Annotated in this window: 26 protein-coding genes; 5 read left to right on the top strand and 21 right to left on the bottom strand. The window is 69.3% G+C overall.

Features of this window, described 5'->3' with window-relative positions:
* Positions 1-530 precede the first annotated feature (530 nt).
* A complete protein-coding gene (locus ACWPWV_RS18895; protein WP_454044422.1) occupies positions 531-779 on the bottom strand; it encodes a hypothetical protein in 249 nt (82 codons plus the stop codon).
* A 90-nt stretch (positions 780-869) separates the two neighbouring features.
* On the opposite strand from ACWPWV_RS18895, the gene ACWPWV_RS18890 reads away from it, so the two are divergent.
* Positions 870-1,079: a type II toxin-antitoxin system HicA family toxin gene (locus tag ACWPWV_RS18890; protein ID WP_454044421.1), complete on the top strand. Its 210-nt coding sequence runs from the start codon at positions 870-872 to the stop codon at positions 1,077-1,079.
* Positions 1,076-1,522: a hypothetical protein gene (locus ACWPWV_RS18885; protein ID WP_454044420.1), complete on the top strand. Its 447-nt coding sequence runs from the start codon at positions 1,076-1,078 to the stop codon at positions 1,520-1,522. Before ACWPWV_RS18890 ends, ACWPWV_RS18885 begins: the two co-directional genes overlap by 4 nt.
* Positions 1,523-1,583: 61 nt before the next feature.
* Here the strand turns inward: ACWPWV_RS18885 and ACWPWV_RS18880 are convergent, their stop codons facing one another.
* The 14 genes from ACWPWV_RS18880 to ACWPWV_RS18815 all read right to left on the bottom strand — a co-directional run bounded on the left by ACWPWV_RS18880 (position 1,584) and on the right by ACWPWV_RS18815 (position 14,448).
* Positions 1,584-4,553, bottom strand: a complete 2,970-nt coding sequence (locus tag ACWPWV_RS18880) for a fibronectin type III domain-containing protein (RefSeq protein ID WP_454044419.1) — start codon at positions 4,551-4,553, stop codon at positions 1,584-1,586.
* A gap of 158 nt (positions 4,554-4,711) precedes the next feature.
* On the bottom strand, positions 4,712-4,981 hold the full coding sequence (locus ACWPWV_RS18875; RefSeq protein WP_454044418.1) for a hypothetical protein: 270 nt from the start codon (positions 4,979-4,981) through the stop codon (positions 4,712-4,714).
* A gap of 3 nt (positions 4,982-4,984) precedes the next feature.
* Positions 4,985-5,896 carry a peptidoglycan recognition protein family protein gene (locus tag ACWPWV_RS18870; protein ID WP_454044417.1) on the bottom strand — a complete coding sequence of 304 codons (912 nt, stop codon included), beginning with the start codon at positions 5,894-5,896 and terminating at the stop codon, positions 4,985-4,987.
* Between the two features lie 68 nt (positions 5,897-5,964).
* Complete coding sequence (locus tag ACWPWV_RS18865) at positions 5,965-6,210, bottom strand: hypothetical protein (RefSeq protein ID WP_454044416.1); 246 nt, start codon at positions 6,208-6,210, stop codon at positions 5,965-5,967.
* A 15-nt stretch (positions 6,211-6,225) separates the two neighbouring features.
* Positions 6,226-6,672, bottom strand: a complete 447-nt coding sequence (locus ACWPWV_RS18860; RefSeq protein WP_454044415.1) for a hypothetical protein — start codon at positions 6,670-6,672, stop codon at positions 6,226-6,228.
* Positions 6,665-6,820, bottom strand: coding sequence for a hypothetical protein (locus ACWPWV_RS18855; RefSeq protein ID WP_454044414.1), 156 nt, complete (start codon positions 6,818-6,820; stop codon positions 6,665-6,667). The genes ACWPWV_RS18860 and ACWPWV_RS18855 overlap by 8 nt, the downstream gene beginning before the upstream one ends.
* Positions 6,820-7,452 carry a hypothetical protein gene (locus ACWPWV_RS18850; RefSeq protein ID WP_454044413.1) on the bottom strand — a complete coding sequence of 211 codons (633 nt, stop codon included), beginning with the start codon at positions 7,450-7,452 and terminating at the stop codon, positions 6,820-6,822. Before ACWPWV_RS18850 ends, ACWPWV_RS18855 begins: the two co-directional genes overlap by 1 nt.
* A gap of 3 nt (positions 7,453-7,455) precedes the next feature.
* Positions 7,456-7,677, bottom strand: coding sequence for a hypothetical protein (locus ACWPWV_RS18845; protein ID WP_454044412.1), 222 nt, complete (start codon positions 7,675-7,677; stop codon positions 7,456-7,458).
* A gap of 8 nt (positions 7,678-7,685) precedes the next feature.
* Positions 7,686-8,540 carry a hypothetical protein gene (locus ACWPWV_RS18840; RefSeq protein WP_454044411.1) on the bottom strand — a complete coding sequence of 285 codons (855 nt, stop codon included), beginning with the start codon at positions 8,538-8,540 and terminating at the stop codon, positions 7,686-7,688.
* Positions 8,537-9,694 carry a DUF5047 domain-containing protein gene (locus tag ACWPWV_RS18835; RefSeq protein WP_454044410.1) on the bottom strand — a complete coding sequence of 386 codons (1,158 nt, stop codon included), beginning with the start codon at positions 9,692-9,694 and terminating at the stop codon, positions 8,537-8,539. The genes ACWPWV_RS18840 and ACWPWV_RS18835 overlap by 4 nt, the downstream gene beginning before the upstream one ends.
* A 9-nt stretch (positions 9,695-9,703) precedes the next feature.
* Positions 9,704-10,507, bottom strand: coding sequence for a hypothetical protein (locus ACWPWV_RS18830; RefSeq protein WP_454044409.1), 804 nt, complete (start codon positions 10,505-10,507; stop codon positions 9,704-9,706).
* 1 nt (position 10,508) lies between these two features.
* A complete protein-coding gene (locus ACWPWV_RS18825) occupies positions 10,509-13,280 on the bottom strand; it encodes a phage tail tape measure protein (RefSeq protein WP_454044408.1) in 2,772 nt (923 codons plus the stop codon).
* A gap of 269 nt (positions 13,281-13,549) precedes the next feature.
* On the bottom strand, positions 13,550-13,969 hold the full coding sequence (locus ACWPWV_RS18820; RefSeq protein ID WP_454044407.1) for a DUF7426 family protein: 420 nt from the start codon (positions 13,967-13,969) through the stop codon (positions 13,550-13,552).
* On the bottom strand, positions 13,969-14,448 hold the full coding sequence (locus ACWPWV_RS18815; RefSeq protein ID WP_454044406.1) for a phage tail tube protein: 480 nt from the start codon (positions 14,446-14,448) through the stop codon (positions 13,969-13,971). Before ACWPWV_RS18815 ends, ACWPWV_RS18820 begins: the two co-directional genes overlap by 1 nt.
* Before the next feature lie 148 nt (positions 14,449-14,596).
* Between ACWPWV_RS18815 and ACWPWV_RS18810 the strand changes: the two genes are divergently transcribed.
* Complete coding sequence (locus ACWPWV_RS18810; RefSeq protein WP_454044405.1) at positions 14,597-15,409, top strand: hypothetical protein; 813 nt, start codon at positions 14,597-14,599, stop codon at positions 15,407-15,409.
* Between the two features lie 222 nt (positions 15,410-15,631).
* Here ACWPWV_RS18810 and ACWPWV_RS18805 read toward each other — a convergent pair whose 3' ends face one another.
* The 3 genes from ACWPWV_RS18805 to ACWPWV_RS18795 form a co-directional block, all read right to left on the bottom strand.
* Positions 15,632-16,594, bottom strand: a complete 963-nt coding sequence (locus tag ACWPWV_RS18805; RefSeq protein WP_454044404.1) for a hypothetical protein — start codon at positions 16,592-16,594, stop codon at positions 15,632-15,634.
* Positions 16,595-17,016: 422 nt separating this feature from the next.
* Positions 17,017-17,247 (bottom strand): hypothetical protein, encoded by a 231-nt coding sequence (locus ACWPWV_RS18800; RefSeq protein WP_454044403.1) that lies wholly within the window; start codon positions 17,245-17,247, stop codon positions 17,017-17,019.
* A 637-nt stretch (positions 17,248-17,884) separates the two neighbouring features.
* Positions 17,885-18,139 carry a hypothetical protein gene (locus tag ACWPWV_RS18795; protein WP_454044402.1) on the bottom strand — a complete coding sequence of 85 codons (255 nt, stop codon included), beginning with the start codon at positions 18,137-18,139 and terminating at the stop codon, positions 17,885-17,887.
* Between the two features lie 62 nt (positions 18,140-18,201).
* Between ACWPWV_RS18795 and ACWPWV_RS18790 the strand changes: the two genes are divergently transcribed.
* Together ACWPWV_RS18790 and ACWPWV_RS18785 are read left to right on the top strand one after the other, a co-directional pair.
* The gene (locus ACWPWV_RS18790) at positions 18,202-19,017 is read left to right on the top strand and encodes a hypothetical protein (protein ID WP_454044401.1); all 816 of its coding nucleotides are present in this window, start codon (positions 18,202-18,204) and stop codon (positions 19,015-19,017) included.
* Positions 19,018-19,115: 98 nt separating this feature from the next.
* On the top strand, positions 19,116-20,258 hold the full coding sequence (locus ACWPWV_RS18785; RefSeq protein WP_454044400.1) for a PIN-like domain-containing protein: 1,143 nt from the start codon (positions 19,116-19,118) through the stop codon (positions 20,256-20,258).
* Positions 20,259-20,296: 38 nt separating this feature from the next.
* Here the strand turns inward: ACWPWV_RS18785 and ACWPWV_RS18780 are convergent, their stop codons facing one another.
* From ACWPWV_RS18780 to ACWPWV_RS18770, 3 genes are read right to left on the bottom strand one after another with little or no spacing between them, the layout of a single operon-like run.
* Positions 20,297-20,677, bottom strand: coding sequence for a hypothetical protein (locus tag ACWPWV_RS18780; RefSeq protein WP_454044399.1), 381 nt, complete (start codon positions 20,675-20,677; stop codon positions 20,297-20,299).
* Positions 20,677-21,138 carry a hypothetical protein gene (locus ACWPWV_RS18775; protein ID WP_454044398.1) on the bottom strand — a complete coding sequence of 154 codons (462 nt, stop codon included), beginning with the start codon at positions 21,136-21,138 and terminating at the stop codon, positions 20,677-20,679. The genes ACWPWV_RS18780 and ACWPWV_RS18775 overlap by 1 nt, the downstream gene beginning before the upstream one ends.
* Positions 21,138-21,353 carry a hypothetical protein gene (locus ACWPWV_RS18770; protein ID WP_454044397.1) on the bottom strand — a complete coding sequence of 72 codons (216 nt, stop codon included), beginning with the start codon at positions 21,351-21,353 and terminating at the stop codon, positions 21,138-21,140. Before ACWPWV_RS18770 ends, ACWPWV_RS18775 begins: the two co-directional genes overlap by 1 nt.
* Between the last annotated feature and the right edge of the window lie 128 nt (positions 21,354-21,481).

Here is a 21,481-nt window from a genome sequence, read left to right as displayed (position 1 = left end):
TGCAGCGTCAACACACGGTGTCAACATCGCGTGCGGACGAGACTACAACGAATGCCCGCCAGGCCCACAAGGCTTGGCGGGCATTCGTGCATTCGCGTCCTGAGGTAGCCTCCAACGGTGCCTGGCTGGACGAGCCCCGACGACCTCGCCGACGAGTTCGGAGTCACCCCCTCAGCCGTGCGCAGATGGCTGCGGGACAACGTTCCGCGCACTACCCGTGGGCCGTGGCGGATCTCGGACGATGTGGCCGCCCGGGCACGTGAGCACTTCAAGGCGACGGAGCCCGCGCGCACGCGGAGCGCGGGGGTGTGTGAAGTGGAGGGCTGCGAACGCCCCACGACCGCGCGCGGGCTGTGCCGGATGCACTACAACCGGTGGCACCGGACCGGGCGTGTCGACGGCATGGGCTCCGGCGCCCACCAGCTCGCGAAGACGCACTGCCCTCATGGGCACGAGTACACGCCTGAGAACACGATCGTGTACCCCTCGGACGGGCGGCGACGGTGCCGGACGTGCCGGTTCGGGGAGGGTTAGAGCGGCGAGCACGCCTCGGTTCGCACCCATGCCGTCCACGCGCCCCATCCCTCGTACTCGGTGGAGAACGCGAGCAGTCCGCGGGCGCGATGTGTCACGACGCCCTCCACGGTGACGACGGCGCCGCCGTAGGTGAGCGCGCGGCACCTCGCCGGCCGCGGCGGGTCGAACGGTTCGGCGCGCTGCGGCGGGGCGGCCTGCTGCTGGATCAACTTGGAGAAGTCGCGGGTCTCGGGGGCGCGCATGGGTGAAGTCTCGCGCGCGCGTGTGACACGATGGCGAAACCGTCTAGCCCCCCTTGACGATTGACCTCTAGGGGGACTAGAGTTATGGTCATGACGAAGCCGATGAGACTCCGGGACGTGGAGGCCGCGTTGCGCGCCGCAGGCTGCAAGGTCCTGCGCGACAACGGACGCCACACCGTGTGGGGCTGCCCGTGCGGCAAGCACACCGCCCCGGTGCCTCGTCACACGCAGATCACCGCCGGGGTGGTCCGATCGATCATCAAGCAGATGCCCTGCTTGGAGGAGGGGTGGTTGCAGTGAGCACCACGTACACCGCCACCGCGACCCGAGAGGGCCGCTGGTGGGTCATCGAGGTCGAGGGCGTCGGCGCCACCCAGGTCCGTGCGCTGCGCGACGCCGCCGACGAGGCGCGGGACATGGTCGCGATCACGCTCGACGTTCCCGCGGAGGACGTGCTCATCGACCTTCGACCTCAGATCAGCAAGGACGCGCTCGAGGAGATCCAGGAGGCGAGGAGTGCCGCAGAGGCCGCCGCTACTGCTCAGGCTCTCGCGGCCGGCAAGATCCGGCACGCCGCTTCCCGGCTCGAGTGCGCAGGGCTCACGCGCGCCGACGTCGCCGTCGTGCTTGGCGTGTCACCGCAGCGCGTCTCGCAGCTCCTCGCGTCGCTCAAGCTGCCCCACACGCACGTCGCGGAGTCCGCTGCCGGGCTGAGCAAAGACAGCCTGAACCTCGGCTCCTGAACGCACGAACGCCCCCGCCCAGCCGGAAGGCTGAGCGGGGGCGTTCGTGTTACCGGACTCGTCAGGCGATCCCGTATGCCGCCTTCAGGAAGGCCGTGACGTCGGCGACCTCCTGCGTCGTCCACGCGCGGTCGTCGGCGTAGATCTTCGACCACGACAGGGTCTCACCGGCGGCGTAGACCGTCAGGTACTTCATCACCGTGACGTCGGTCCATGATGTGTCGGACGTGGCGTGCGCGACGCCGTTGACCCACAGGGACACCGCGCCGCTGCCGCCCGCGTACGTCATGACGAGCACGGCCGGTGTGGCGGGCGCCAGCACCATCCCGTTCACCGCCTCGCCGCCAGCCGTGCCGCGAGCTGACGTCTTCGTGGTGTCGGCTCCGAGGTACCCGTCCCACTGCGGGTCGGTCCCGGCGGGGCGGATCTGCGCGATCTTCCGGAACGTCGACAGGTCCCCGACCTTGACGACCATCGCGAGGCTGCGCAGGTCTCGGTTCGCCCGGACGTCGTACGCCGTCTGCGTTGCGAACACGGTGTCACCGGTGGCCCACGACTGGCCGCCGGACGTCACGACGGATGCACCCTGGTTCGCGGCCAGCCAGCGGATGAGGTCGACCCCCGTCTCCGTGCCCTGGTTCTGGAACGCGCCGCGCTTCGTCGGAACGTCCGGATGCACGGTGCTAACCGCGGCGTCGTACACGAGCGCGACGCCGTCGATGGGGAAGGCGCCGGGCTCGGGCGTCTCGGCCAGCGTCGAGACGGTCGTCGAGCCGGGCGTCAGGGACTCGTTCCCCGCGGCGTCCACGGCCCACACCAGGACCTCGTAGTCGCGGTCCGGGGTGAGGCCGGTCAGGTCCGCGTACAGGGTCGTGACCTCCTGCTCCGGCACCTCGCCGCCCACCCGGTAGTGGTCGACGCCCTGATCGTCGGTCGCGGCCGACCACGGCACCCGCGCGCTCGTCGTCGTGACGTTGATCGGCGCGCCCACGACGGGCGTGCTCGGCCGGGTCGTGTCGGACGGGGGCGCGGTCGTCGCGGCCGTGTGTGGGTCGGACCACAGCAGCGACGCGTTGCCCGCGGCGTCGCGTGCCTGCACCTCGAACGTGTACGACGTCGACGGCGTCAGCCCCGTGACGGTGCGCGTCGTCCCGGTGAACCACCCTGACGGCGTGCCGCCGTTCGTGCGGGTGCGGTACTGCGCACCTGGCTCGGGCGCCGTCCACACGAGCGTGATCGTCGTGCTCGTCGACGCGGTGTTGTCAAGCCCGGTCGGCGCGGCGGGCGGCGTGGTGTCCACCGGCGGCGTCGTGCCGTCACCGACGGGCATGAGGTCGAGCGCGCGCACGACGGCGCGCACCTTGCGCGCGAGCGCGCGGTGCGCGTTGCCGTTCATGTGCATCCCGTCGGAGAACAGCAGCGACGGCGGGATGTTGCCCGCGGCCAGCGCCGCGGTGTCCTCCGTCGTCGGGGCCACGCCCGACCACGTGAGCGCGTCCGTGCGCAGGAACGTCGACAGGGCGATGTGCCGGCCGCCGAGCGCGGCGCGCAGCGCCTGCTCCGTGCCGGCGTACCGGGCCGGGTTCGCCGGATCGTAAGACGTGATCGCGATGAACCGTCCGGCGTAGTGCCGGTCGACGGCGAGGAACGCGTCGATGCGCTCGGCCTCCGTCACGCCGTGCCCGGCGTCGTTCCCGCCCGAGACCATGATCGCGAGCTTGCCGCGGTGCCCCTGCGCCCGGTCGGAGCGGAACGGGGTGCCGGGCAGCACAGTGACCGCAGGGCCCGGGGTCGTGCGGTGGAACGTCTTCGGGGACTGCGGGTCGGTGTTCCCCGACCAGTGCCCGTGCGCCTCGACGGGCTGCCCGGCGTCGTCGACGCCCGGCACGGTGCCGGAGTGCATCTCGTACTCGGCCTGCAGCGCGCGCGGGTCAGGCTCGAGGGCCACCGTCTGCACGCTGCCTGTCGTGGGGATCGGGCCGGCGAACGTCACGTCGACGCGCAGCGCGCCGGCCATGCCGCCGATCGCCAGCGTGTCCGCGCCGCCGTACCCCTGCCCGGAGACCGGCACGCCGAGCTCGGTCGAGAGCGTCTCGTGGAAGAGCTCGGTCTCGTCGTAGTGCTGATCGGTCGACACGAGAGAGTCGCCGAACACGACGGCCTCGGCGCGCTCGCCACCCGTGCCGCCACCGGGGGCGTCGTCGCCGCGGTCACCCTTCGGGCCCCGCAGATCCTCGAGCTGCACCAGGTCGGTCCACGTCGCGTCGCCCTCGTGACGGGACTGGATCGCGGTCCCGTTGTTGCGCACCTCGAGCTCGCGGCCGTCGTCGCCGGAGATGGCGGCGAGCGCGACGACGTCGGTCCACGTCGCCGCCCCGACGGGCCGGGCCTGCAGGTGAGTCGCGCTCGTGCGCCACTCCGTGCCCGGGCCCGCGTCGCCCTTCGCGCCCTTGAGCGACGCGAGCCACTCGGTGGCCGTGCCGACGAACCCGTTCGCGACCGCGACCTGGTACGCGGACGCACCCGGCTGCCCCTGCGACGGCGGCAGGGCCTCGAGCGCCGCGGCGATCAGGTCGTGCACCTGCTGCTCCGTGAGACCGGCCGGAGGCGGGTTCTCCGTGAGGTAGGCAGCGACGGCGTCCGCGATCGGCAGCGTCTCGACGATCGAGCGCAGCGCGCCGAGCTCGACCGCCCAAGCCGCCTCCGGCTCGGCCGCCGGGTCGAGCGTCTTGGGGTCGACGTCAACGAGGTCGCGGTACCGGACCGGCTCCTCGGAGTCAGGCACGAGCACGTGCCGCTGCTCGCCGCCCTCCGTGTTCTCGAACACGCGCCAGCACCAGCCCGGGCCCGTCGGGTCGACAGTCGCCACGGCCTCACCATCGACGATCTGCACGTCGAAGCTCAGCGGCAGCACCACGACATCGGGATCCGCGTCACGACGACGCGTCGGGGTCCACGTGAGCTTGCCCCGCTTCACGGGTTCGGTGCCGCCGTCGATCGGGCGGCTCAGCGCGATGCGCACCTGGGTCACAGGGTTCTCCTTGGCTCTGGTCCCGTGCTGGGTCGTGCGCGTCCGGGCAAGGCGGTTCGCCAGCGCAGCCCGAGCACGCCGGAGGACCGCTCTCCAAGGCGGAGACGCGGTCCTCCAGGTCGTACAGCCGGCGGTTCGTCACCCACCGGTACTCCTCGTCAGGGTCGAACCTGACCACGCGCTGAGTGCTTGCGCTCGTACGTGGGCTCAGCCCGGGTACCCAGGAGGTAGCCGAACCACGGCCACCGGAGCTCGAGCGCACGCACGGCGGCGTAGTAGGCCGCGGTGATGAGGGCCGTCAGGCCGGAGATGAGGGAGTTCTGCGCGGACTCCTCGACCGGGATCCCTCGCAGCGACAGCCACGAGATGACGAACCCGACGGCGATCGGCACGACGGTGCGGACCAGGGAAAGGACGAAGTTGGTCATCGGTCAGCCCTTCTTCTTCGTGGCCTCGGGGGACTTGGAGATCTGCTCGCGCACGGCGGCGACGGAGAGGTTCTTCGCCATCCACGAGGCGACCTCGGGCTTGGTGGCGGTGCGTCCCAGGAACTCCCGGTAGGCGTACTCGACCGTCGCGCCCTCGGCGCGTGCCTTGCCGAACTCGGCCACGATCTCCTCGGGCTTGAGGTTCTTCTCGGCGGCGGACACGGTCCACCGGTCGACCTCGGCGGTGGAGCCCGAGCGCCCGATGCGGGTGCGGTACAGGGCCTCGATCAGTCCTCGCATGTCGTCGTCCTCCTGGACGTCGGGCACCGGCGCGGGGGCCGGGGCGTGGGTCGTGGTGGTGGGGGTCCGGCCGTCCGTGAGGGCGGGCAGGATCTCGTCGTGGATCTGGTGGATCACGGCGTCGGTCGGGCAGAGCTTTCCTCGTGCGCCGGAGGTCTTGACCCCGAGGGGCGAGCGCTGCAGGCGGCCGCCGAGTCGGCCGGTGGGGAAGTTGCCGTCCACGCCGAGCCGGTGCCAGCCGATCCCGGCGTCGGACGATGTCGCCGCGAGGCGCAGCGGGACGCCGTCGAGCTGGTGCGCGTCGCGGGCCAGGCGGATGAGCGCCTGGACCTGCGCCGGCGTCAGGGGGCCGTCCTTCCCGACGCACTCGACGGAGATGATGTGTGGCGCGCCGAAGTCGGCGGCGGACCGGCACGCGGAGTCGGCGAGCTGCACGGTGCGCCCGTCGCGGAAGATGACGAAGTTCGCGCCCGCGCGACCGGTGCGCCATGTCTCGATCGTTCGGGGGTCGCTCTCGCCGGCGGTGATGTGGACGGCGAGCTGGGTCTTGCGGGTGTGCACTATGGCGTTCATCCACGCCACGGGTGCGCGCTCGGCGCACGGGTACCAGGCCATCGTGGTCCTCCAGACATGACGAGACCCCGGTCGCCGTCGAGCGGGCCGGGGCCTAGGGTTCGGGTGGTTCAGTACTCGGGCCAGTGCCCGAGCTCGTCGTCGGTGGCGCCGTGCTTGACCGCGAGCAGGCGCGTGCGTTGCAGCGACTCCTCGAGGAGCCGACGCGCCTTGGCCTCCTTGTCGCGCTCCGCCCAGGCGGAGCGCTCCTCCTGCTGGCGGCCCTGGAACCACGCGACGATGTTGTCGAAGAGCTTGGTGAGGATGCTGCCCGCGCCCAGTGCGGTCGCGATCGCCACGAATGTTCCGGTGTCCACGCTGCCCCCGGGGGTCTAGAAGTCGGCGGCGGACGTGTCGGCCGGACGGTATGGTCGCTCGCGCACCCGTACCCACCGCACGAGTTGCATGCCCAGGACGAAGAGCACGAACCAGCTCTGCAGGAGGCGGTTGCCTGGCTGCTGCAGGTGCAGTGTGCCGAGGATCGCGAGGTAGATGCCGGCGGCGAGTGCGATCGAGGTGACGGCGGACCGCTCGAGCCAGTAGATGCCCGGCAGGGCGGCGACCGCGCCGAGGGTGCACCCGCCCGCGAGGAGGACGGTGAGCGCGGTCATCGCGGTCGAACCGATCTGTCCCTCGATCGACGTCGGTGGCGTGATGGTCGCGTAGATGCCCGCGCCCGCGCCCGCGAGGTACATGACGAAGTAGACGACGGAGATGACGCGGGGCTCGTTGACGTGCTGCCACAGGGCGCGCACGGCGCGCGTGATCCGGTCAGGCATCGTCCGGCTCCGGCTTCAGCTTCTCCCCGGCCAGGCACCCGCAGTGCGTGCACGTGGGCGCGAACGGGGTCGACGGGTCGTCGTCCTCGACGAGGCTGCCGTGCTGCTGGCACGAGGTGTTGGCGCACAGGTACTGCTGCGTGGTCATCAGGCGGGTCCTTCCCAGGTGGCGACGATGCGGGAGCCGGCGGGCGCGGTGGTCGTGCCGCCTGCGGACTGCGCGGCCAGGACTAGCGGCATCGTGCCGCCCGTGTGCGTGTAGAGGGTCGGGATCGTCCAGGCGCGGATCTCGCTCACTGCCGTGACCTGCAGGTCGGTGGTGAGGTTGTTACCGTCCGCGGAGCCGCGCAGGAACACGCTCGTCGGCGTCGAGCTCGACAGGACGAACAGCCACTCGATCCGGTACAGGCCCGCGGGCGCGCTCGACGGCAGGGACACGTTCGCCAGCGTCGTCATCGACCCGGAGCTGAACGACCCCGAGGTGCTGCGCCGGGTCTCGGCGGAGCGCGAGGAGATCGGGACGTCAGAGGATGCTCGCCACAGGTCGCGCCAGGTGCCGGACACGGCAGCCCAGACGACCAGGCTCGTGCCGGACCCGGTGACGGCGAGCTGCCCGTCCGTGGGGGACGGGTACGCGGTGTTGCGCGCGGCCGTGTTGGAGAACCGCGGGACGGCGCGCTGCAGGAGCGCGTAGTAGATCAGCGCGAGGTCGTCGGGGATCGCGGGCGGGTCGTCGTAGATCGGGAGGTCGACGCCCTGGATGAGGTCAGGGGTGGGCATGGGTCAGGCCTCCTCGGGCACGTGCGGGTCGGGGTAGTCCGCTGCGACGGCGACCACGCCGGTCGGGGTGATGACGAGCGACTTCACGGCGGCGGGGTCGAAGCCCATGGCGCGCATGACGTCGGAGGGCGAGGTGGTGGGGTCCACCGGGGTCGGCTCCTGCGGCGCGGCGGTCGTGCCGTCGCCGGCGAGCTCCTGCCCGCTGGCGTCTGCGTCTTCGGTCACGGGCGCTCCTAGGCGGGTGGGATGTAGTCGATGAGCAGGTCGACGTTGTCGGTCGTGCCCCAGGAGGTGAAGGCCTGGTCGGCTCGGTCGGAGTAGAACCCGACGCCGGTGATGGTCTCGGCGAGCCATGCGGTGACCCACGACGACGTCAGGTACAGGCGGGTGGTCTCGCCGCGGCCGAAGGCGGGGAAGGCCAGGGGCCCGAAGCCGGGGACCCAGTGCGGGGGCTGCCCGCCGCCCGGCGTGGTGCCGTCCATGTTCCCCACGGGCGGGTTGGACGGGGTGTGGTCGTGGCCGTACATGACCGGCGGGACGAGCGCGGGACCGCCGTCGTGCAGGATCCGGTACAGGACGATCGAGACGCCGGTGATCGTCGAACCCGAGGGCACGTGGGACGTGAGCGAGCCGAAGTAGAGCACGTTGGCGCGGTTCTCCATCCGCACCTGGACGTGCCCGACGCCGCCCTCCTGCACGGGGTGCTGGCCGGCCATGACGGTCCGCTTGCCCTCGAGGGTGGGGGAGTCCCACTGGTACCACCAGGGCCCGTAGGCCGCGGTGAAGTTCGCGGGGTTGATCTTCGACCAGTTGTGCACCGGTGCGACCCGGACCTGGGAGTCCTGGGCGACGTCTACCGGTGCGGTGACCTTGCCGTCGACGATCCAGGCCGACGTCGTGGGGGATACCTTGACCAGGTCGCCCACGACGGCCGCGTACCCCGCGTCGTGCTGCAGCCGCGGTGTCACGGTGCCGTCGTCAAACGTCACCGTCAGGCCGCTCGACTCCACCGCTGTCACGACCCCGATCCGGGGAAGCGGCTGGGCGCGGTCGTCGATCATGCGCAGGACCGCGTCGGGTGACGTCATCCGGACACCTCTCCGAGGTCGCGAGTCGTGGCGGTGAACCGGCCACCGGCGGCGACCTCGAGGCTGATGTCGTCGACGATGTGGCGGCTGATCGTCTGCACCACCCGGGAGTGGTCGGTCACGACGTCGACGACGTCCCCGCCGTCCAGCTGGAAGAGCGGCACGGACGTCAGGTCCAGCGAGGTGCCCGCACCGGTGACCTGCGCGAGCTTCGCGCGGGCGACGGCGATGCACTGCCCGCCGTTGGTCAGGGAGGGGATGGAGAAGTGCCTCGTCTTGCGGCCCCACGCGCCCGTCGACGGGTCGCCGAACCGGGTGAGCGAGCCCTGCTGATCATCGACTGCCTGGCCCCAGACGGGCGCGGTGGCGCCGCGGGGGGTGGTGCCGGTAACGACGACGCGGTTCGATACAGGGCGCCGCGAGCGGTGGCCGTTGACGTCGAGCAGTACGCCGCCCGGCCCTGCCTGGAACCGCCACGCCGGGGCGGAGTCGAGGGTCGGGGCGTCGGCGATGACGAAACGCCCGGAGGCGTCCGCGTAGACGACGCATGCGATCGAGTCTGCGAGCTTCACCACGCCGTCAGCCCACCGGTCGCGCTCGACCACGGTCGGCCCCACACGCCGGTCGCGGCGCGTCAGGATCGCGACCTCCGCAGCGGAGAACGACTCGAGGATCAGGTCGCGGATGATCGCGACCGCCGATGGCCCCTGCAGCGTCCGGGGAGCGGGGAAACGGTCGTCCAGGACCCATGCCTCCCGGGAGACACCCGAGACGCGCACCCCGGACTGGCTCAGCAGGGACCCGTCGACGTCGTCGATGCGGAACACCCCGATCGGGCACCACTCGATCCGCCCGCCGGCGTACACCAGGCCCTGCCGGAGCGTGAGCTCCTGCCCGTCCGTGCCGATCGGAGCCGACGTGGTGCGCTCGAGCGGGAACGTCGGCTCGTCCTCGAACACCCGACCCGGCAATCGAGGCGCGATCGTCAGGCTGCACCTGCGCCGTGTCGCCGCACGCGATGACACGGTCACGCTGCCGCCGGTGACGGGCAGCGCTCGGCCGTCGTACAGCGGAACGCCTCCCCGCGTGACAGTCGCGCGGAACACGACCCGGTGCGGGCGGGTGAGCGCGTCACGGTAGGCGTCGGACACCATCCACACGGGCTAGTCCCCCTGCTGCACGTCGAAGTAGGTCGCGTTGGCATCGCGCAACGCCCGGTACGTCGGGTGGCGTTGGCGGGCCGTCTCGTAGGTCGCCCCGGTGAATCCCTGGCCCTCACCGACCGGCGCGGTCGTTCGCGTGAGGGGGAGCGTGAACCAGACCTGACCGGTCCCGGGCTTCCGGACACCGAGCCGTGCGGCGTTCTCCGCGAGCACGAACCAGTACCCAGACGGGATCTCCTCCGGCTGCCCGGTCTGGATGAGCAGGGTCCGTTCGGCGGCGAGCAGCGCGCGCACCCGCGCCGCGTCCTGCGCGCTCTTCGCGATGACCGTGATGGTGCGCGAGTCAGCGTCCACTCCGGACCACTGAGCGATGGCCGACCCCCCGGGCACCTGGTACGCCATGCCCTGGGTGACCGCATTGACCTCACCCGGATCGTGCAGTGCGACCCGGCACGTGAGCTGGGGACGGCCGGGGGCCTTGAGCCACAAGCCCCACTCGGCGCCGGCGACGTCGACCGCGACGGTCGCGACCGCGACCGTGCCGCCGAAGGCGTCCATCCCGGTCGCCGTGTAGGTGCTGGTGGCGTCCATCGGGGCGGCGTCGTCGTACCCGAGGAACCAGCCGCCCGCGACGGCCCGGTTGCGCACCGTGCGCAGCGGCTCGGTCGGCGCCCCGGCCGACGATCGGGTGATCGTCAGTCGGGACACCGGGGCCGGCCACATGCCGCCATCGACGGTCAGCCTCACGAGGTTCTGCACGGCGTCGTAGCTCGCGTCGAGGATCCCGTCGGGGCTCGTCGGCATCTCAGTACCCCCCTGCGTACGGTGCGGCCCGGTCCTGTGACTCCTCGTTCGCCGCGACGCGCGAGTCCGCGACGTCAGCGATGTAGCCGTCGAAGTCACGCGAACCGATGCGCACGACGACCTGCGCGCCAGCGAGCGACACGCGCGGGTTCACGGTCACGGACGGAGCCGCTGGGGCGGGCGGCGGCGATCCGACGAACCCGCCGCCCGCGTAACCCGGGACCGGCAGTGACGCGCCCGCGTTCATGGCCTCGAGCACCGCGCGGTTCGCCGCAGCCGGGCCGGCGCGCACGACGAACTCCTGGCCATGCACGACACCCGCGACGTGATGGGGCGCCATGTCCCCGGTCCAGCCGCCGCCGTCGAACTCGCCGCCGACACCCACGCGCGCGGACACGCTGGCCATGCTCGCGATGATGTCCTGCGCCGTGCGGACGGACTGCTGGATCGCCGCCGAGACCGTGATCGTCACGGACTTGTCGTTGATCGCGTCGATGTTCGCCTGCAGCCCGTCGACGTTGCGGTTGGCCCCGCCCGTCTGCGCGGAAATGAGGGTGTCGACGTTGCCCGGGATGAGCCCGTACTTGTCGGCCAGGGCGTTCGCCTCGTCACCCGTGAGACCCATCTGGGTCATCTGGTTGACGAACGCGACGCGCGCGTTGTCGACCCGGGCTCGCAGTTGGTCCTGGCCCTCACCGTTCGTCTTCGCGGCGAACAGCTGCTCACCGAGAGAGGTCGTGACGGCGCGAACCTGAGCGTCCAGGGCCTGGCCCGAAGCAGACGCGTTGAGGTTCGCGAGGTCGAACCCACCGAGCTTCTCCGTGGTGCTGCCGGCGACGTACCCGACCTGCTCGATCCCCGCAGCCAGACGGCCCGTGGCGTCGTTTAGCGCAGCCTCGGCGACCATCGGAATGGCCATCTCGTTCAGCTTCTGCTGCGCCGGGTCCAGTGCGTTCTGGATGAGGTTGGTCCGCATGTTGTCCGCGACACCGTCGAGCGACTCCTCGGTGTCTTCGAGCCCACGGATCGTGTCGTCGGCCCAGGCGCGGAACTGGTTGCCGCCTTGGTCTCCGGGGAGCGCCTCTTCGAAGCCCATCGCGATGTCGGCGAGCGCGCTGATGAGCTCGGCGACCGGTCCGGAGAGGAAGTCGCCGAACGCCTCGGTGCCAGCGGCGGCGCCGTCGACGACCGCGCGGCCGAAGTCGATGGCGCCGTTCGCGGCGTCCAGGAGGAACATCAGGACGGCTTCGCGGTTCGTCGAGACGAACGTCGCGAACCCTTCGATCTGCGGTGAGAACGCCGTGGCGAGGGCACCCTTGATGCCGTCCGCGGCGACCTCGATGTTCCGCTTCGCGGACTCGATCTTCCCGGCCGTGTTGTCACCGAGCGTGTCGAGTGCGGACTGCGCCGCACCTTCCACCTGGCCGAGCTTGCCGACCGCGGTGGAGACGTCGAGGTTGAGGATCGCGTCCCCGAGGTCCTCCCACTGCGTGCCGATGAGCGCGACACCGGCAGCGTTGCGCGCCTGCGGGTCCTCCATGGCACGGAGCCCGTCGAGGATCTGGTCGAGCCCCTCACGTGCGCCCTCGCCGCCGGCGGCCATCTTGGCCGTCATCTCTTCGGCGCTGAGCCCGATCGCGCGGTAGCCCTCGGCGGACAGCTTCGAGCCGTCGGTCGCGCGGATCTGGAGTTCCTTGAGCGCGTCCGCGACGAGGTCGCTGTTGCGGGCGCCGCCTTCGAGGCCCTGGTTGATCAGCCCGAGTGCCTCCTCGCCGCTGAGGCCGAGCCGCTGGAAGAGCGCGGGGTACTCGGTGAAGGTGTCGAGCAGGTCCTCGGACGCGTTCGCCCCGGTCTGCGCTCCGCGCACCAGGATGTCGAACGCGGCCTGGGAGTCCTTCGCGATGCCGGTGCGCATCATGACGCCGACAGCGCGCGCGGTCGTGCCGATGTCCTCCTCGAGGACGTCGGCGACCCCGGTCAGGGACTGGATGACCTGTTGGGCGTCGTTCTTCGTCGCCTGCGGGTCGAGCAGGCCAGCCTGGATCGCGACCCGCGCGACGTCGATGTTCGCGGCGATGGACTCGCCGAAGTTGTTCGCGTACGCCTCGCCGGCGGCACGGCCGATGCGGGCCGTTGTGGCATCGTCCAGGCCGGTCTGTGCGGCGAACCGGTCCGCGCGGACCTCGTTCTCGAGACCGGACATGAGGGCGGAACCGATCGCGGCGCCGATCCCGATGATCGCTCCCGCGACGGGGATCGTGGCGAGGGCGGCGATGATCTTCCCGGCCATGCCGGCCCCGGCGCCTTCACCGGCCTTCTCGCCCTCCGCAGGCAGGTCGCCGATCGCGTCCTCAGCAGCTGACGTGTCCGCGTCGACGACCATCTCCGCGCGCGCGCCCTTGAGGGCGTCGAGCTCGGCCTCAGCCTTCGACAGCGCGGACTCCGCCTTCGAGATGTCCGCGGACACCTCCGGTGACGGGGACAGCGCTTCGAGCGCCCGCAGGTCCGCCGCGACGCGGCCGAGGTTCGACTCGGCCTTCTCGATCGCGGCGTCGACCTGCGCGACGACGTCCGCGTCGGCGACACGCTTGAGCGCCCGCTCGACCTCGTCGACGGCCTTCTCCGCCTTCGACGCGTCGGCCCCGACCTGAACCTCAGGCGTGGCCTTGTCGAGCGTCTCGACGAGGCGCGTGACGTCCTTGTACTTCTTGTCGAACTGCGCGTCGTCCAGCTCGACGTGCGCCCGCAGGGTTCCGAGGTCGAGATCGGCCACGGGTCACCTGCTTTCTGCGAGAGCGCGGAACGTTCGCGTAGTTGGGGAGGTCAGGAGCCCGGAGATCCGGGCGCGCAGCCAACGCCAGGTGCGGGAGCCCATGAGGCGGTCGTCGTCGACGTCGATTCCGTAGACCTCGTGGAGGTCGTTCTCGACGGCGGACCAGACGCGGATGATGCGACTCCAGGTGATGCGCTGCCCGTGAGCGGCGACCCTGCGCACCTCCTCGGGAGGTGCGTCGTACCACTCGTACAGCCCGGTGACGGGGTCTAGTTCTCCGCGCCCGTACTGGGCGATGTCGTCTTGCTGGGGCGCGGAGTGAGGACTTTTCCCACCGGTGCCACCCAGTAGGAACGCGCGGCAGTCTCGCCGGCGACGATCCACAGGTAGGCCGTCATGCCTGCGTGCTGGATCGCGGTCAGGGGGACGCCGTCGGTGAGCATCTCGTCGTAGACCGGCCCGAGGGCGTCCTGCTCGAGGGTGGTCTCCCACTCGTCGTCGGCGACGGCCTTCGCGTGCGCCGGCTTCGGGTCGGTGCCGGTGTGCCTGGCGGACGCGACGGCGAACGCTGCCTGCAGTCGGAGGCCGACGCGCGCGGGCGGGGAAGGGATCGAGTAGACCTTCCCCGCCACGCGCAGGTCCAGAGACGGCGACAGGTAGTCGTCGATCTCGTCGGTGATCTGCGGCATCAGGACCCCGAGCTCGCCGCCGGGTTCGGGATGGACTCTCGCGCGCCCTGGCCGAGGACCGTGACCTGCACGGAGTTCAGGCCGGTCGGGTCGCCGCCCTGCGGGGCCCACTGCACGAGGCCGTGGCCCTCGTACGCCTCGCCGTTGCCGGCGCCCTGGCGCTCGTACCAACGGACGTGGACGAGGGCGAGGTTGTCCGAGGCGGTGCGCAGGTACTCCTGGCCGGGGTCGTACTCGTTGGTGGACGAGTACTTGCGGAGCGCGGTCGCGACGAGCTGCCACTTGCGCTGGGTGACGGCGTCCGAACCCCAGCCCTCGGAGTCGTAGTCGGACGCGTCCTGCACGGTCGAGTTGACCGCGGGCTGGAACGAGTTGAGGGACCGGACCTGGACCCAGGACGCGGGGCTGCCCTCGGCGGCGGTGTTGACGTCCAGGCGCCACGTGGTGTTGACGGACGGGGTGAGTGTCTCGACGGACATAGGTACTCCTTGCGGGGTGGGTTAGTCCGTCACGTGGGCGGACGGCTGTGCGGTCTCGAGGTAGCACGAGGACGTCACCGACGCGGTACCTGGGTTCGGCGGGGGTGCCGCGGTTGTCGAGGCGCCCGCGGGATGCCCAGACGCGGATGTGTCGGGCGTCGACCGGTTCGCCGAGGCCGCGCAGGAGGCGGGCGGTGTCGGTCGCGCCGAGGAGGAGGTCGTGCGCCTGCGTGAGGAGGTCGTCGCGGCGGTCGTCGAGGGTGACGGCGACCCGGCACGTGTCGCACTTCGCGAGGCTGGACCCGTCCCAGGCGTGGAGCTCGCCGTCGCAGCCGTCGACCTGGCAGGGCCCGGCGTAGGCGCGGTCGGCGGGGCGGTCGATGACGCGGTGCGCGTTGCGGATCGCGGTGTTGATCGCGTCGAAGCAGTCGCGGCCGGCGGTCTGGCGGGAGATCCAGTCGAGGCGCGTGGTGAGGTACTCGGCGAGTCCGTGGAGGGTGTACGCGGGGTGGGACTCGCGGAGTGCTTCGGCGGTGAACGCGGCGGCGCGGGCGAGGGTGACGGTGAGGGCTTGCCGGGTTTCGGAGGCGGTGACGCTGTAGGGCAGGTTGGTGTTGGCGGCAGTGAGCGCGTACTGGGTGTCCTCGTCGGTGAGGGGTGCCCGGTCGGCGGTTTCGCGGGTGAGTTGGTCGGCGAGGCTGGTGGCGAGGCCGGGGATGAGCCGGTCGGGGCCGAGACGAACGGTGATGGTCTCGGTGCGGGTGCCGTCGGCGTCGTTGCCGGGGTCCTTGACCGTGACGGTCCGTTGCTCGGTGGGGCCGGGGATGGTCTCGTCGTGGATGGTGGCGAGGTTGCGTCGCGTGAGCGTGGTGCAGTCCCAGCAGACGGGGCGGTCGGTTGGTCGCCCGCAGTCGCAGAGGAGCGCGTTGTTCCTGGCCATGCGTCTAAGTCTACGGAGTGAAGTGGAGCATCATGGAACTAGAGCGTGTTGACAACCGAACTATACGCAGTAGAGTTGCGCCCATGACCAGGAAGAACGCACACGACCGACCCCCCGGACGCGGCCCACCAGCCAGCTCGCCCCGAGACCCACTCGACGGCGAGCAGGGGAGGCCCACCGTGCCACCACCAAACGCAGAAGACCCCCGGAACCAACAGGTCCCGGGGGTCTTCGCTCTGCGGTCTATCGCCGGCGCCTGCGCGACTTCCGAATGGTCTCTCGCAGGTGCGCCCTCCAGTTCCCGCTGTGAACGATGCGGGTGTAGTCCGCTTCGGGATCGGCAAGCAACTCGATTCGACTCCTCTGGCTAAGCGCCTCCCAGGACTCGTACATCACATAGAGCGCGTTGCCATATGCGAAGTTCTCGAGCACGACGAGGTCGTCTCTGAAAATGTAGGCGAGGTAGCTCTGGTAGCCGCCACCGCCGATTCCGATCTCCCGAGGATTGAACGTCTGCATGTTCCGGATACGCTCCAGTGCGACGTCACGGTTCTGAGCATCATGGTTGCTTCCCAAACGTGATTCAAGCGCCTGGAGGATCTCCGTTGGCTTCAGGCCGGCGGGTAGCAACTCCCATGGCAACTCTCGGGTACGCCGCCAGCGCACTTCGGATTGGTCCGCCGGAACGACGCCGACGTGCTCGAAGCACTCGTTGAGCAGGCGCACGGCCATCAGGAGGTCGGGCGAGTCTGGCCGTGTGGACTTGGCGAAGACGCGGTCGACTCGGACCTCGATTTGCACCTCGTGCTCGTCACTCCGTGGGGCTGCTGTGTACGTGAAGGCGAGTCCCTTGCCGTGCTGGAGCTCCGTAGCTTGGACTTCTCGTGTGTGGAACGCCGAAACCATGGGTTTGCTGGTGTCGCCGTACGGGTAGACGTCAGTCGTCCACGATTTCGCCCGTTTCGGCAGGTCGGGCCGCTTGACTTCGCGACCTTCCCGGTTCCACTTGGACCACCGCCCGCGGTCCTTTGGCGGGAGGAGTGGGCTGGTGAGCTCCAGATCGTCGTCTCCGATCTTGATTCCTAGGTCCTCGTAGTAGCCCTCAAGCACGTCACCGCGGGCAAGCACGAAGACCCTCCCCACTTGGAACTCGTTGGACTTGAGCGCGGCAATCTGAGCCTGTAGTGCTTTGCTGATGGTCGACAACGGGACTCCTCAGGGTCGCTTTCGCAAGTGGTTCCGGGGAGCCTAGCCGCGCTCTGTCGGCGCCGGTAGGGGCCTAAGGAATCGCAGTGGGTGAAAGAACCCGAGCCCTGCGCCTTGATCCTGTGGACTCAAGGCGCAGGGCTCGGCTACTAGACCCGGTCGTCCTCCAGGGGCTCCGGGGTCGAGATCATGGCGTCAACGCTCAGTTCCGCCTCGAAGATCCCCTCGAACATCTTGAGTCCGATCCTCGTGCTCACAGCCCTCGAGTCGCTCCCGATGCGGCTCTGCCTGTGCCGGTATGCCGCGAGGATCCCCCGTGGCCGCGCCCGCGTTCATGTCGTCCATGTCGACGACATGGACCGTCCGGCCGATGTGTTCCGCGGTGAGATCCTTGGGGGGCGAGCTCGGTGTCGTCGATTACGTCAGGCTCCCAGGGTGAGTGCGTTGGGCTCAGGGTAGTCGCCGCGGTTGTACTTCTCGATCTCGACGAGGTCCTCGAGGGATGAGCCGAGCAGCGCGGCGACAGACAGCTGGATCGTCTGCTTGGGCTCGGTGGTGCGCCAGTTGAGGAGGGAGAGCGCGAGGCCGATGCGCTTGGTGAGCTCGGCGGGGTCGGGCTCGGGAAGGTCGAACTTGACCGTGTGTGCCACCATCGTGGTACCACCTTTCGTGGTTCGAACGGCCCGTGCCTGCTCTCCCGCCAAGAAGCTCAGGTGCGGGCCGTCGTCGTGTCCGGGTTCGGCTGGTGCCGGCCGGTGGTTGGAACGTACCTCAGGGGTCTGGCATCGGTTAGCACCTGTGTTCGATCCCCGGGGTGTCAACGACGCTAGGCCGACTGTCCCACTGGCGCAAACAGTCCTGTGCGCAGTCCTGTGCACAGTTCCGCGGAACCTGTGGACAGTGCCTGTGAGTCTGTGCGCACCTGGTGGACAACCGTGTGGACAACGTGGCGTGTCGCCGTGGACCACGGTGTGCATAACGTCCTGACCAGGAACTTCATCAGTCTCAGGGGTGTGGACGAAAGAAAGTTCGACGACACGCCGACGACACGCCGACGGACCTGCGGCGACGCTCGCGCGGCACGCCTTCTCGACGTTGAGGATGTCCGCGCCGGCGTACCCGACGTGGGCGATGACGTCGTTGTAGACGCCACCGTCGATCTTCTGCAGGACCTACGGGTAACTGGAGGCGCCCGTGGTTGCGACACCGGCATGGTGAGAACGACGAACGGCGCACCCCCGATGAGGAGGTGCGCCGTCCTGTCTTGGCAGGCGTCGCACGAGGCTTGGTCTACTCCATCTCGTCCTTTGCAAGCAGATCAACGAGTCGACGCTTCGCATGTGCGAGGCACGCTTCGGCACTGGTCCGCGCGCCGACGCGGCCGTGGACGGCTTCCATGTCGAAGGCCTGCACGTCACGTTCGTACTGACGCACGGTGGCGTCGAGGTCGTCCGCGTGTTCCAGCTCGAGGCGGAGATGCGCGGCGCTGGGCTCCTCCAGCTCGACGGCACGGAGGGCTGAGATGTAGCGACCAGGAAGGCTCATGGAAGCAGTGTCTCGCGATCGTCAATCGCCACGGGTCCCGAAGCCGACTCTAGACTCCGCGTATGGCATGGTCTCCATACTCTGTACGCCGAGGACGACGGGCACCGTTTGAGCACCTCGACGGCGTCCCTGCCCACCTCGCAGGTCCTCTGCTCAAGTGGGTCGAGCAACTACTTTTCGATGAACGCGGACACGCCAGAGAGCAACTCCTCGATGCCGTAATCGTCCGGCTGCAGTTGCCGATAGTTGAGCAAGACGCGTACTACCGCTACCGGCAGGTCGTAAGCGACATGCACACCGACACGGACGTTTTCCTTGATGTCATCGATTTTTTGTGCAAGGTGGCGAGCGAGAAGCGCTTGCAGGATCTCGACACCCTGCTAGACGTCGGCCTGTCGATCCATCGCGTGCGCATGGTGGCCCCTCGCGGGCTCGAAGAACGGGTCGGGGAGGAGGCTCGTTCGGCGGTCATGTCTGCGGCCTCGTACGAGGATCGTGCCGGGGAGGAGATAGGGGCGGCGTGGGCGTTCGCTTACGGGCGCGACCGCGATGCCACCTCGGCATGGAACGCTGCGGTAAAAGCGATCGAGTATCTCTTGAAGCCGATCGTGGAACCCAACAACGATACCGCCAGGTTAGGTGGAATGGTTGCAGCACTGCGAAGCAAGCCGGAGAAGTGGACATTTGCAGTGGCCGCGAGAGATGAGAATGCGACTGCTTTACCGTTCCTTCAGGCTCTCGAGCTAGTGGGCTACGAGCCAGGCCGACACGGAACCGACCCGAAGCGCGCAAGCATCGAGCAAGCCCGAGTAGTCGTGCTGCAGGCGGTGACGATCGTGGAATGGCTTCGATCAGGAGCGCTTAAGCGGGCAGGCTGACGCGGTCCATGGAGTCCCCGCGTGCCGATGCCCGCTGAACCGTGGTCTTGTGGCGTGCAAGAGGTGACACTAGCTACTTCGGTGCGCCAGAATGCAGCGTGCGCTCCTCGCTCCCTCACTCATCCATCACGCAGGACACCGACCGCTTCATTAGAAGCGCAACAATTGTGTTAGATACTAACGTTCTGACCGGTCTGTACCGATTGAGCCTTCCGGCCCGCAAGGATGCGCTAGCGGCTCTGAAGGTCGTCCAGGATCGCCTGTGGATACCTCACCAGGTCGGTGTCGAGTTCCTGCGCAACCTTAACGGAGTGCGCGGTGAGTTGCCGGCGGCGCACTCGAAGGTGCGGGTAGCAATTGACAAGGCGAAGAATGAAGTGGTCGCTGCGTTCGGTGACGAGAAGCGCTTCGCCGAGTCGCGCTCCGCCGTTGCTGAGGCCGTCGACGAAGCCTTGCTCCCCTTGCTGGATAGATTAGCGGAAATCGCGGCTGCGGATCCGGCTAAGTGCTCGCCGGAAGCGGATCCGTTGCTTGAGGACATCGAGAAGTTGCTGGAGGGCCGGGTTGGGGTGCCCAGCGGTCCTGACAGAATCCGCCTCTGGGTTGAAGAATTCATGGCTTGGCGCGCACCCAATCAAATCCCACCGGGCTGGAAGGACGCAGGTTCCGCCAAGAAGCACACGGATCTCCTTCGAGCCGGGGACTACATTCTGTGGCGACAGTTGCTGGAGCATGCTTCAACTGTGAGCGTGCCGTTTCTGTTCGTCACGAATGACGGAAAGGACGATTGGTGGGCCGGGGAGCGCGGGCAGCGTACCGGGGCACACCCTGGGCTGATCGAAGAGTTCGCCGCAGTCAATACGCAGGGTTATCACCAAATGAGTTTCGAGCGGTTCTTGTCCTCTCTCGAGGCGATCGGTGCGAACGCTGCAGCGGCAACGGTCGAAGAGGTCGCCGAAGGTGCTGCGCTTGACGAGGTGTACCCCGACGTGCTTGATCCTGATGCGCTGCACGGGCTCGTCGAGGAACTGCGGTCGATGCGAGATCTCGGAGTGGTGCCAGACCACGATGGCGTGCTGGCCCTGATTCGGCGGTTTCCAACTCTGCCGCTCTGGACTTTTGAGTTCGCCGTAGAAGCAGTCTTCGGCGACGAGATAACCATTCGCGAGCTCAACGTGATTAAGAGAGCTGTCGGCTACTTCATGACCGGCCTCCTGGCGCGGGAGGGAAGCCAGGACTAGTTCAGCAGTAGAAGAAGACCGCAGTGACCGGCAGGCGATTAGCTCATCATCCCGCCACCTCTGAGCGGCTGCTGGCCTCGGCCAGCGTGCCAGTCGGCGAGGCGGCGGAAGTGCCTGGCGTCGGCCTCGAAGGCGTCGGCGGCGTCGGTGTGGAGGAGCGCGCGCTGCTGGTCGGCGAGTGCCTGGCGGCGGTCGGCGAGCTGGTGGAGTCGTCGGGCCTCGGCCTGGTGCTCGTCGCGGGCGAGGTTCGGGACGGTGCGTGCGGTACGTCCCCCGCGCGACTTCGGGTCGGCGAGCCGCACCGTGTCGGCTGCGTACTGGCGGGCGTGCTGGTCGGCGGTGCGGACCGGGACGGCGCAGCCTTCGTAGTCGGCGCGGTCGACTTCGTGGTACGGCCACACGCTGGCGTGGCGCGGCATCAGGACGCACCCCCGACGCGGGCGCCGCGCTCGACGAGGAGCCGCGCGATGCGGTCGCGCGACCCTTGCCCGGTCGGGATCTCGTTGAGGATCGCGCGGATCGTGGCGACCTGCTCCTCGTCGACGGGCGGGTGCTGCTCGAGGTGGTTGGCGGCGGCGAGGAACGCTCGCGCCCTGCGGCGCAGGTCGTCCGGGTCTTCGAGCGTCGGGTCGAACTCGGAGAACGGCCCGAGCGAGTCGTCGTCGAGGCGCACGATCAGGTTGCCGTGGTCGCGCCCTCCACGGTTCTCGCTGACGACCACCTTGGGCAGCGTTCCGTCGATCACGATGGCGTCGAGCGGGACGACCTGGACCTCGGTGTAGAACGAGGAGTGAGCCAGGATCTCGGCGCGGTTGCCGGGCTCGTCGTCGGGCACGGGAGTCGGCAAGCCGCCGTCCCTGCCCAGGAAGTAGCGGGTCATCACGCCACCTCCGCCGCGGCGTCGCGACGCGAGTACCGGTAGTTCTCGAGCGGCAGGAGGCTGGTCACGTGCGCCCCGATTTGCAAGGCGATCGCGCCGGCCTCGTGGTCGACGTAGGCGACGGTGCGCGGGTCCAGCTCGCGCGTCAGGTGGTCCGCGACATCGCCGGGACGAACGTCGCTCGGCTCGACGTCGATGAACTCGATACGCTTCACGGCAGGAGTTCCTCTCCCGCCCGCAGGCGGAACAGTGGGTATCTGTGGTGGGAACATGCTGGAACTCTACCCGCACAACATGGAACAAGCAACCGGCCAACCATGCGCGTTTCCTGACTAACACGTGG

This window comes from Cellulosimicrobium sp. Marseille-Q8652 (genome assembly GCF_965112045.1).
This window is presented reverse-complemented; position numbering and strand designations above follow the sequence as displayed.

Excerpts from the sequence above, each read along its gene's own strand:
- ACWPWV_RS18895 (WP_454044422.1), bottom strand. The coding sequence starts at position 779 with ATGCGCGCCCCCGAGACCCGCGACTTCTCCAAGTTGATCCAGCAGCAG.
- ACWPWV_RS18890 (WP_454044421.1), top strand. The coding sequence starts at position 870 with ATGACGAAGCCGATGAGACTCCGGGACGTGGAGGCCGCGTTGCGCGCC.
- ACWPWV_RS18875 (WP_454044418.1), bottom strand. The coding sequence starts at position 4,981 with ATGACCAACTTCGTCCTTTCCCTGGTCCGCACCGTCGTGCCGATCGCC.
- ACWPWV_RS18870 (WP_454044417.1), bottom strand. The coding sequence starts at position 5,896 with ATGGCCTGGTACCCGTGCGCCGAGCGCGCACCCGTGGCGTGGATGAAC.
- ACWPWV_RS18860 (WP_454044415.1), bottom strand. The coding sequence starts at position 6,672 with ATGCCTGACCGGATCACGCGCGCCGTGCGCGCCCTGTGGCAGCACGTC.
- ACWPWV_RS18855 (WP_454044414.1), bottom strand. The coding sequence starts at position 6,820 with ATGACCACGCAGCAGTACCTGTGCGCCAACACCTCGTGCCAGCAGCAC.
- ACWPWV_RS18850 (WP_454044413.1), bottom strand. The coding sequence starts at position 7,452 with ATGCCCACCCCTGACCTCATCCAGGGCGTCGACCTCCCGATCTACGAC.
- ACWPWV_RS18840 (WP_454044411.1), bottom strand. The coding sequence starts at position 8,540 with ATGACGTCACCCGACGCGGTCCTGCGCATGATCGACGACCGCGCCCAG.
- ACWPWV_RS18835 (WP_454044410.1), bottom strand. The coding sequence starts at position 9,694 with ATGGTGTCCGACGCCTACCGTGACGCGCTCACCCGCCCGCACCGGGTC.
- ACWPWV_RS18830 (WP_454044409.1), bottom strand. The coding sequence starts at position 10,507 with ATGCCGACGAGCCCCGACGGGATCCTCGACGCGAGCTACGACGCCGTG.
- ACWPWV_RS18820 (WP_454044407.1), bottom strand. The coding sequence starts at position 13,969 with ATGCCGCAGATCACCGACGAGATCGACGACTACCTGTCGCCGTCTCTG.
- ACWPWV_RS18815 (WP_454044406.1), bottom strand. The coding sequence starts at position 14,448 with ATGTCCGTCGAGACACTCACCCCGTCCGTCAACACCACGTGGCGCCTG.
- ACWPWV_RS18800 (WP_454044403.1), bottom strand. The coding sequence starts at position 17,247 with ATGGTGGCACACACGGTCAAGTTCGACCTTCCCGAGCCCGACCCCGCC.
- ACWPWV_RS18795 (WP_454044402.1), bottom strand. The coding sequence starts at position 18,139 with ATGAGCCTTCCTGGTCGCTACATCTCAGCCCTCCGTGCCGTCGAGCTG.
- ACWPWV_RS18790 (WP_454044401.1), top strand. The coding sequence starts at position 18,202 with ATGGCATGGTCTCCATACTCTGTACGCCGAGGACGACGGGCACCGTTT.
- ACWPWV_RS18780 (WP_454044399.1), bottom strand. The coding sequence starts at position 20,677 with ATGCCGCGCCACGCCAGCGTGTGGCCGTACCACGAAGTCGACCGCGCC.
- ACWPWV_RS18775 (WP_454044398.1), bottom strand. The coding sequence starts at position 21,138 with ATGACCCGCTACTTCCTGGGCAGGGACGGCGGCTTGCCGACTCCCGTG.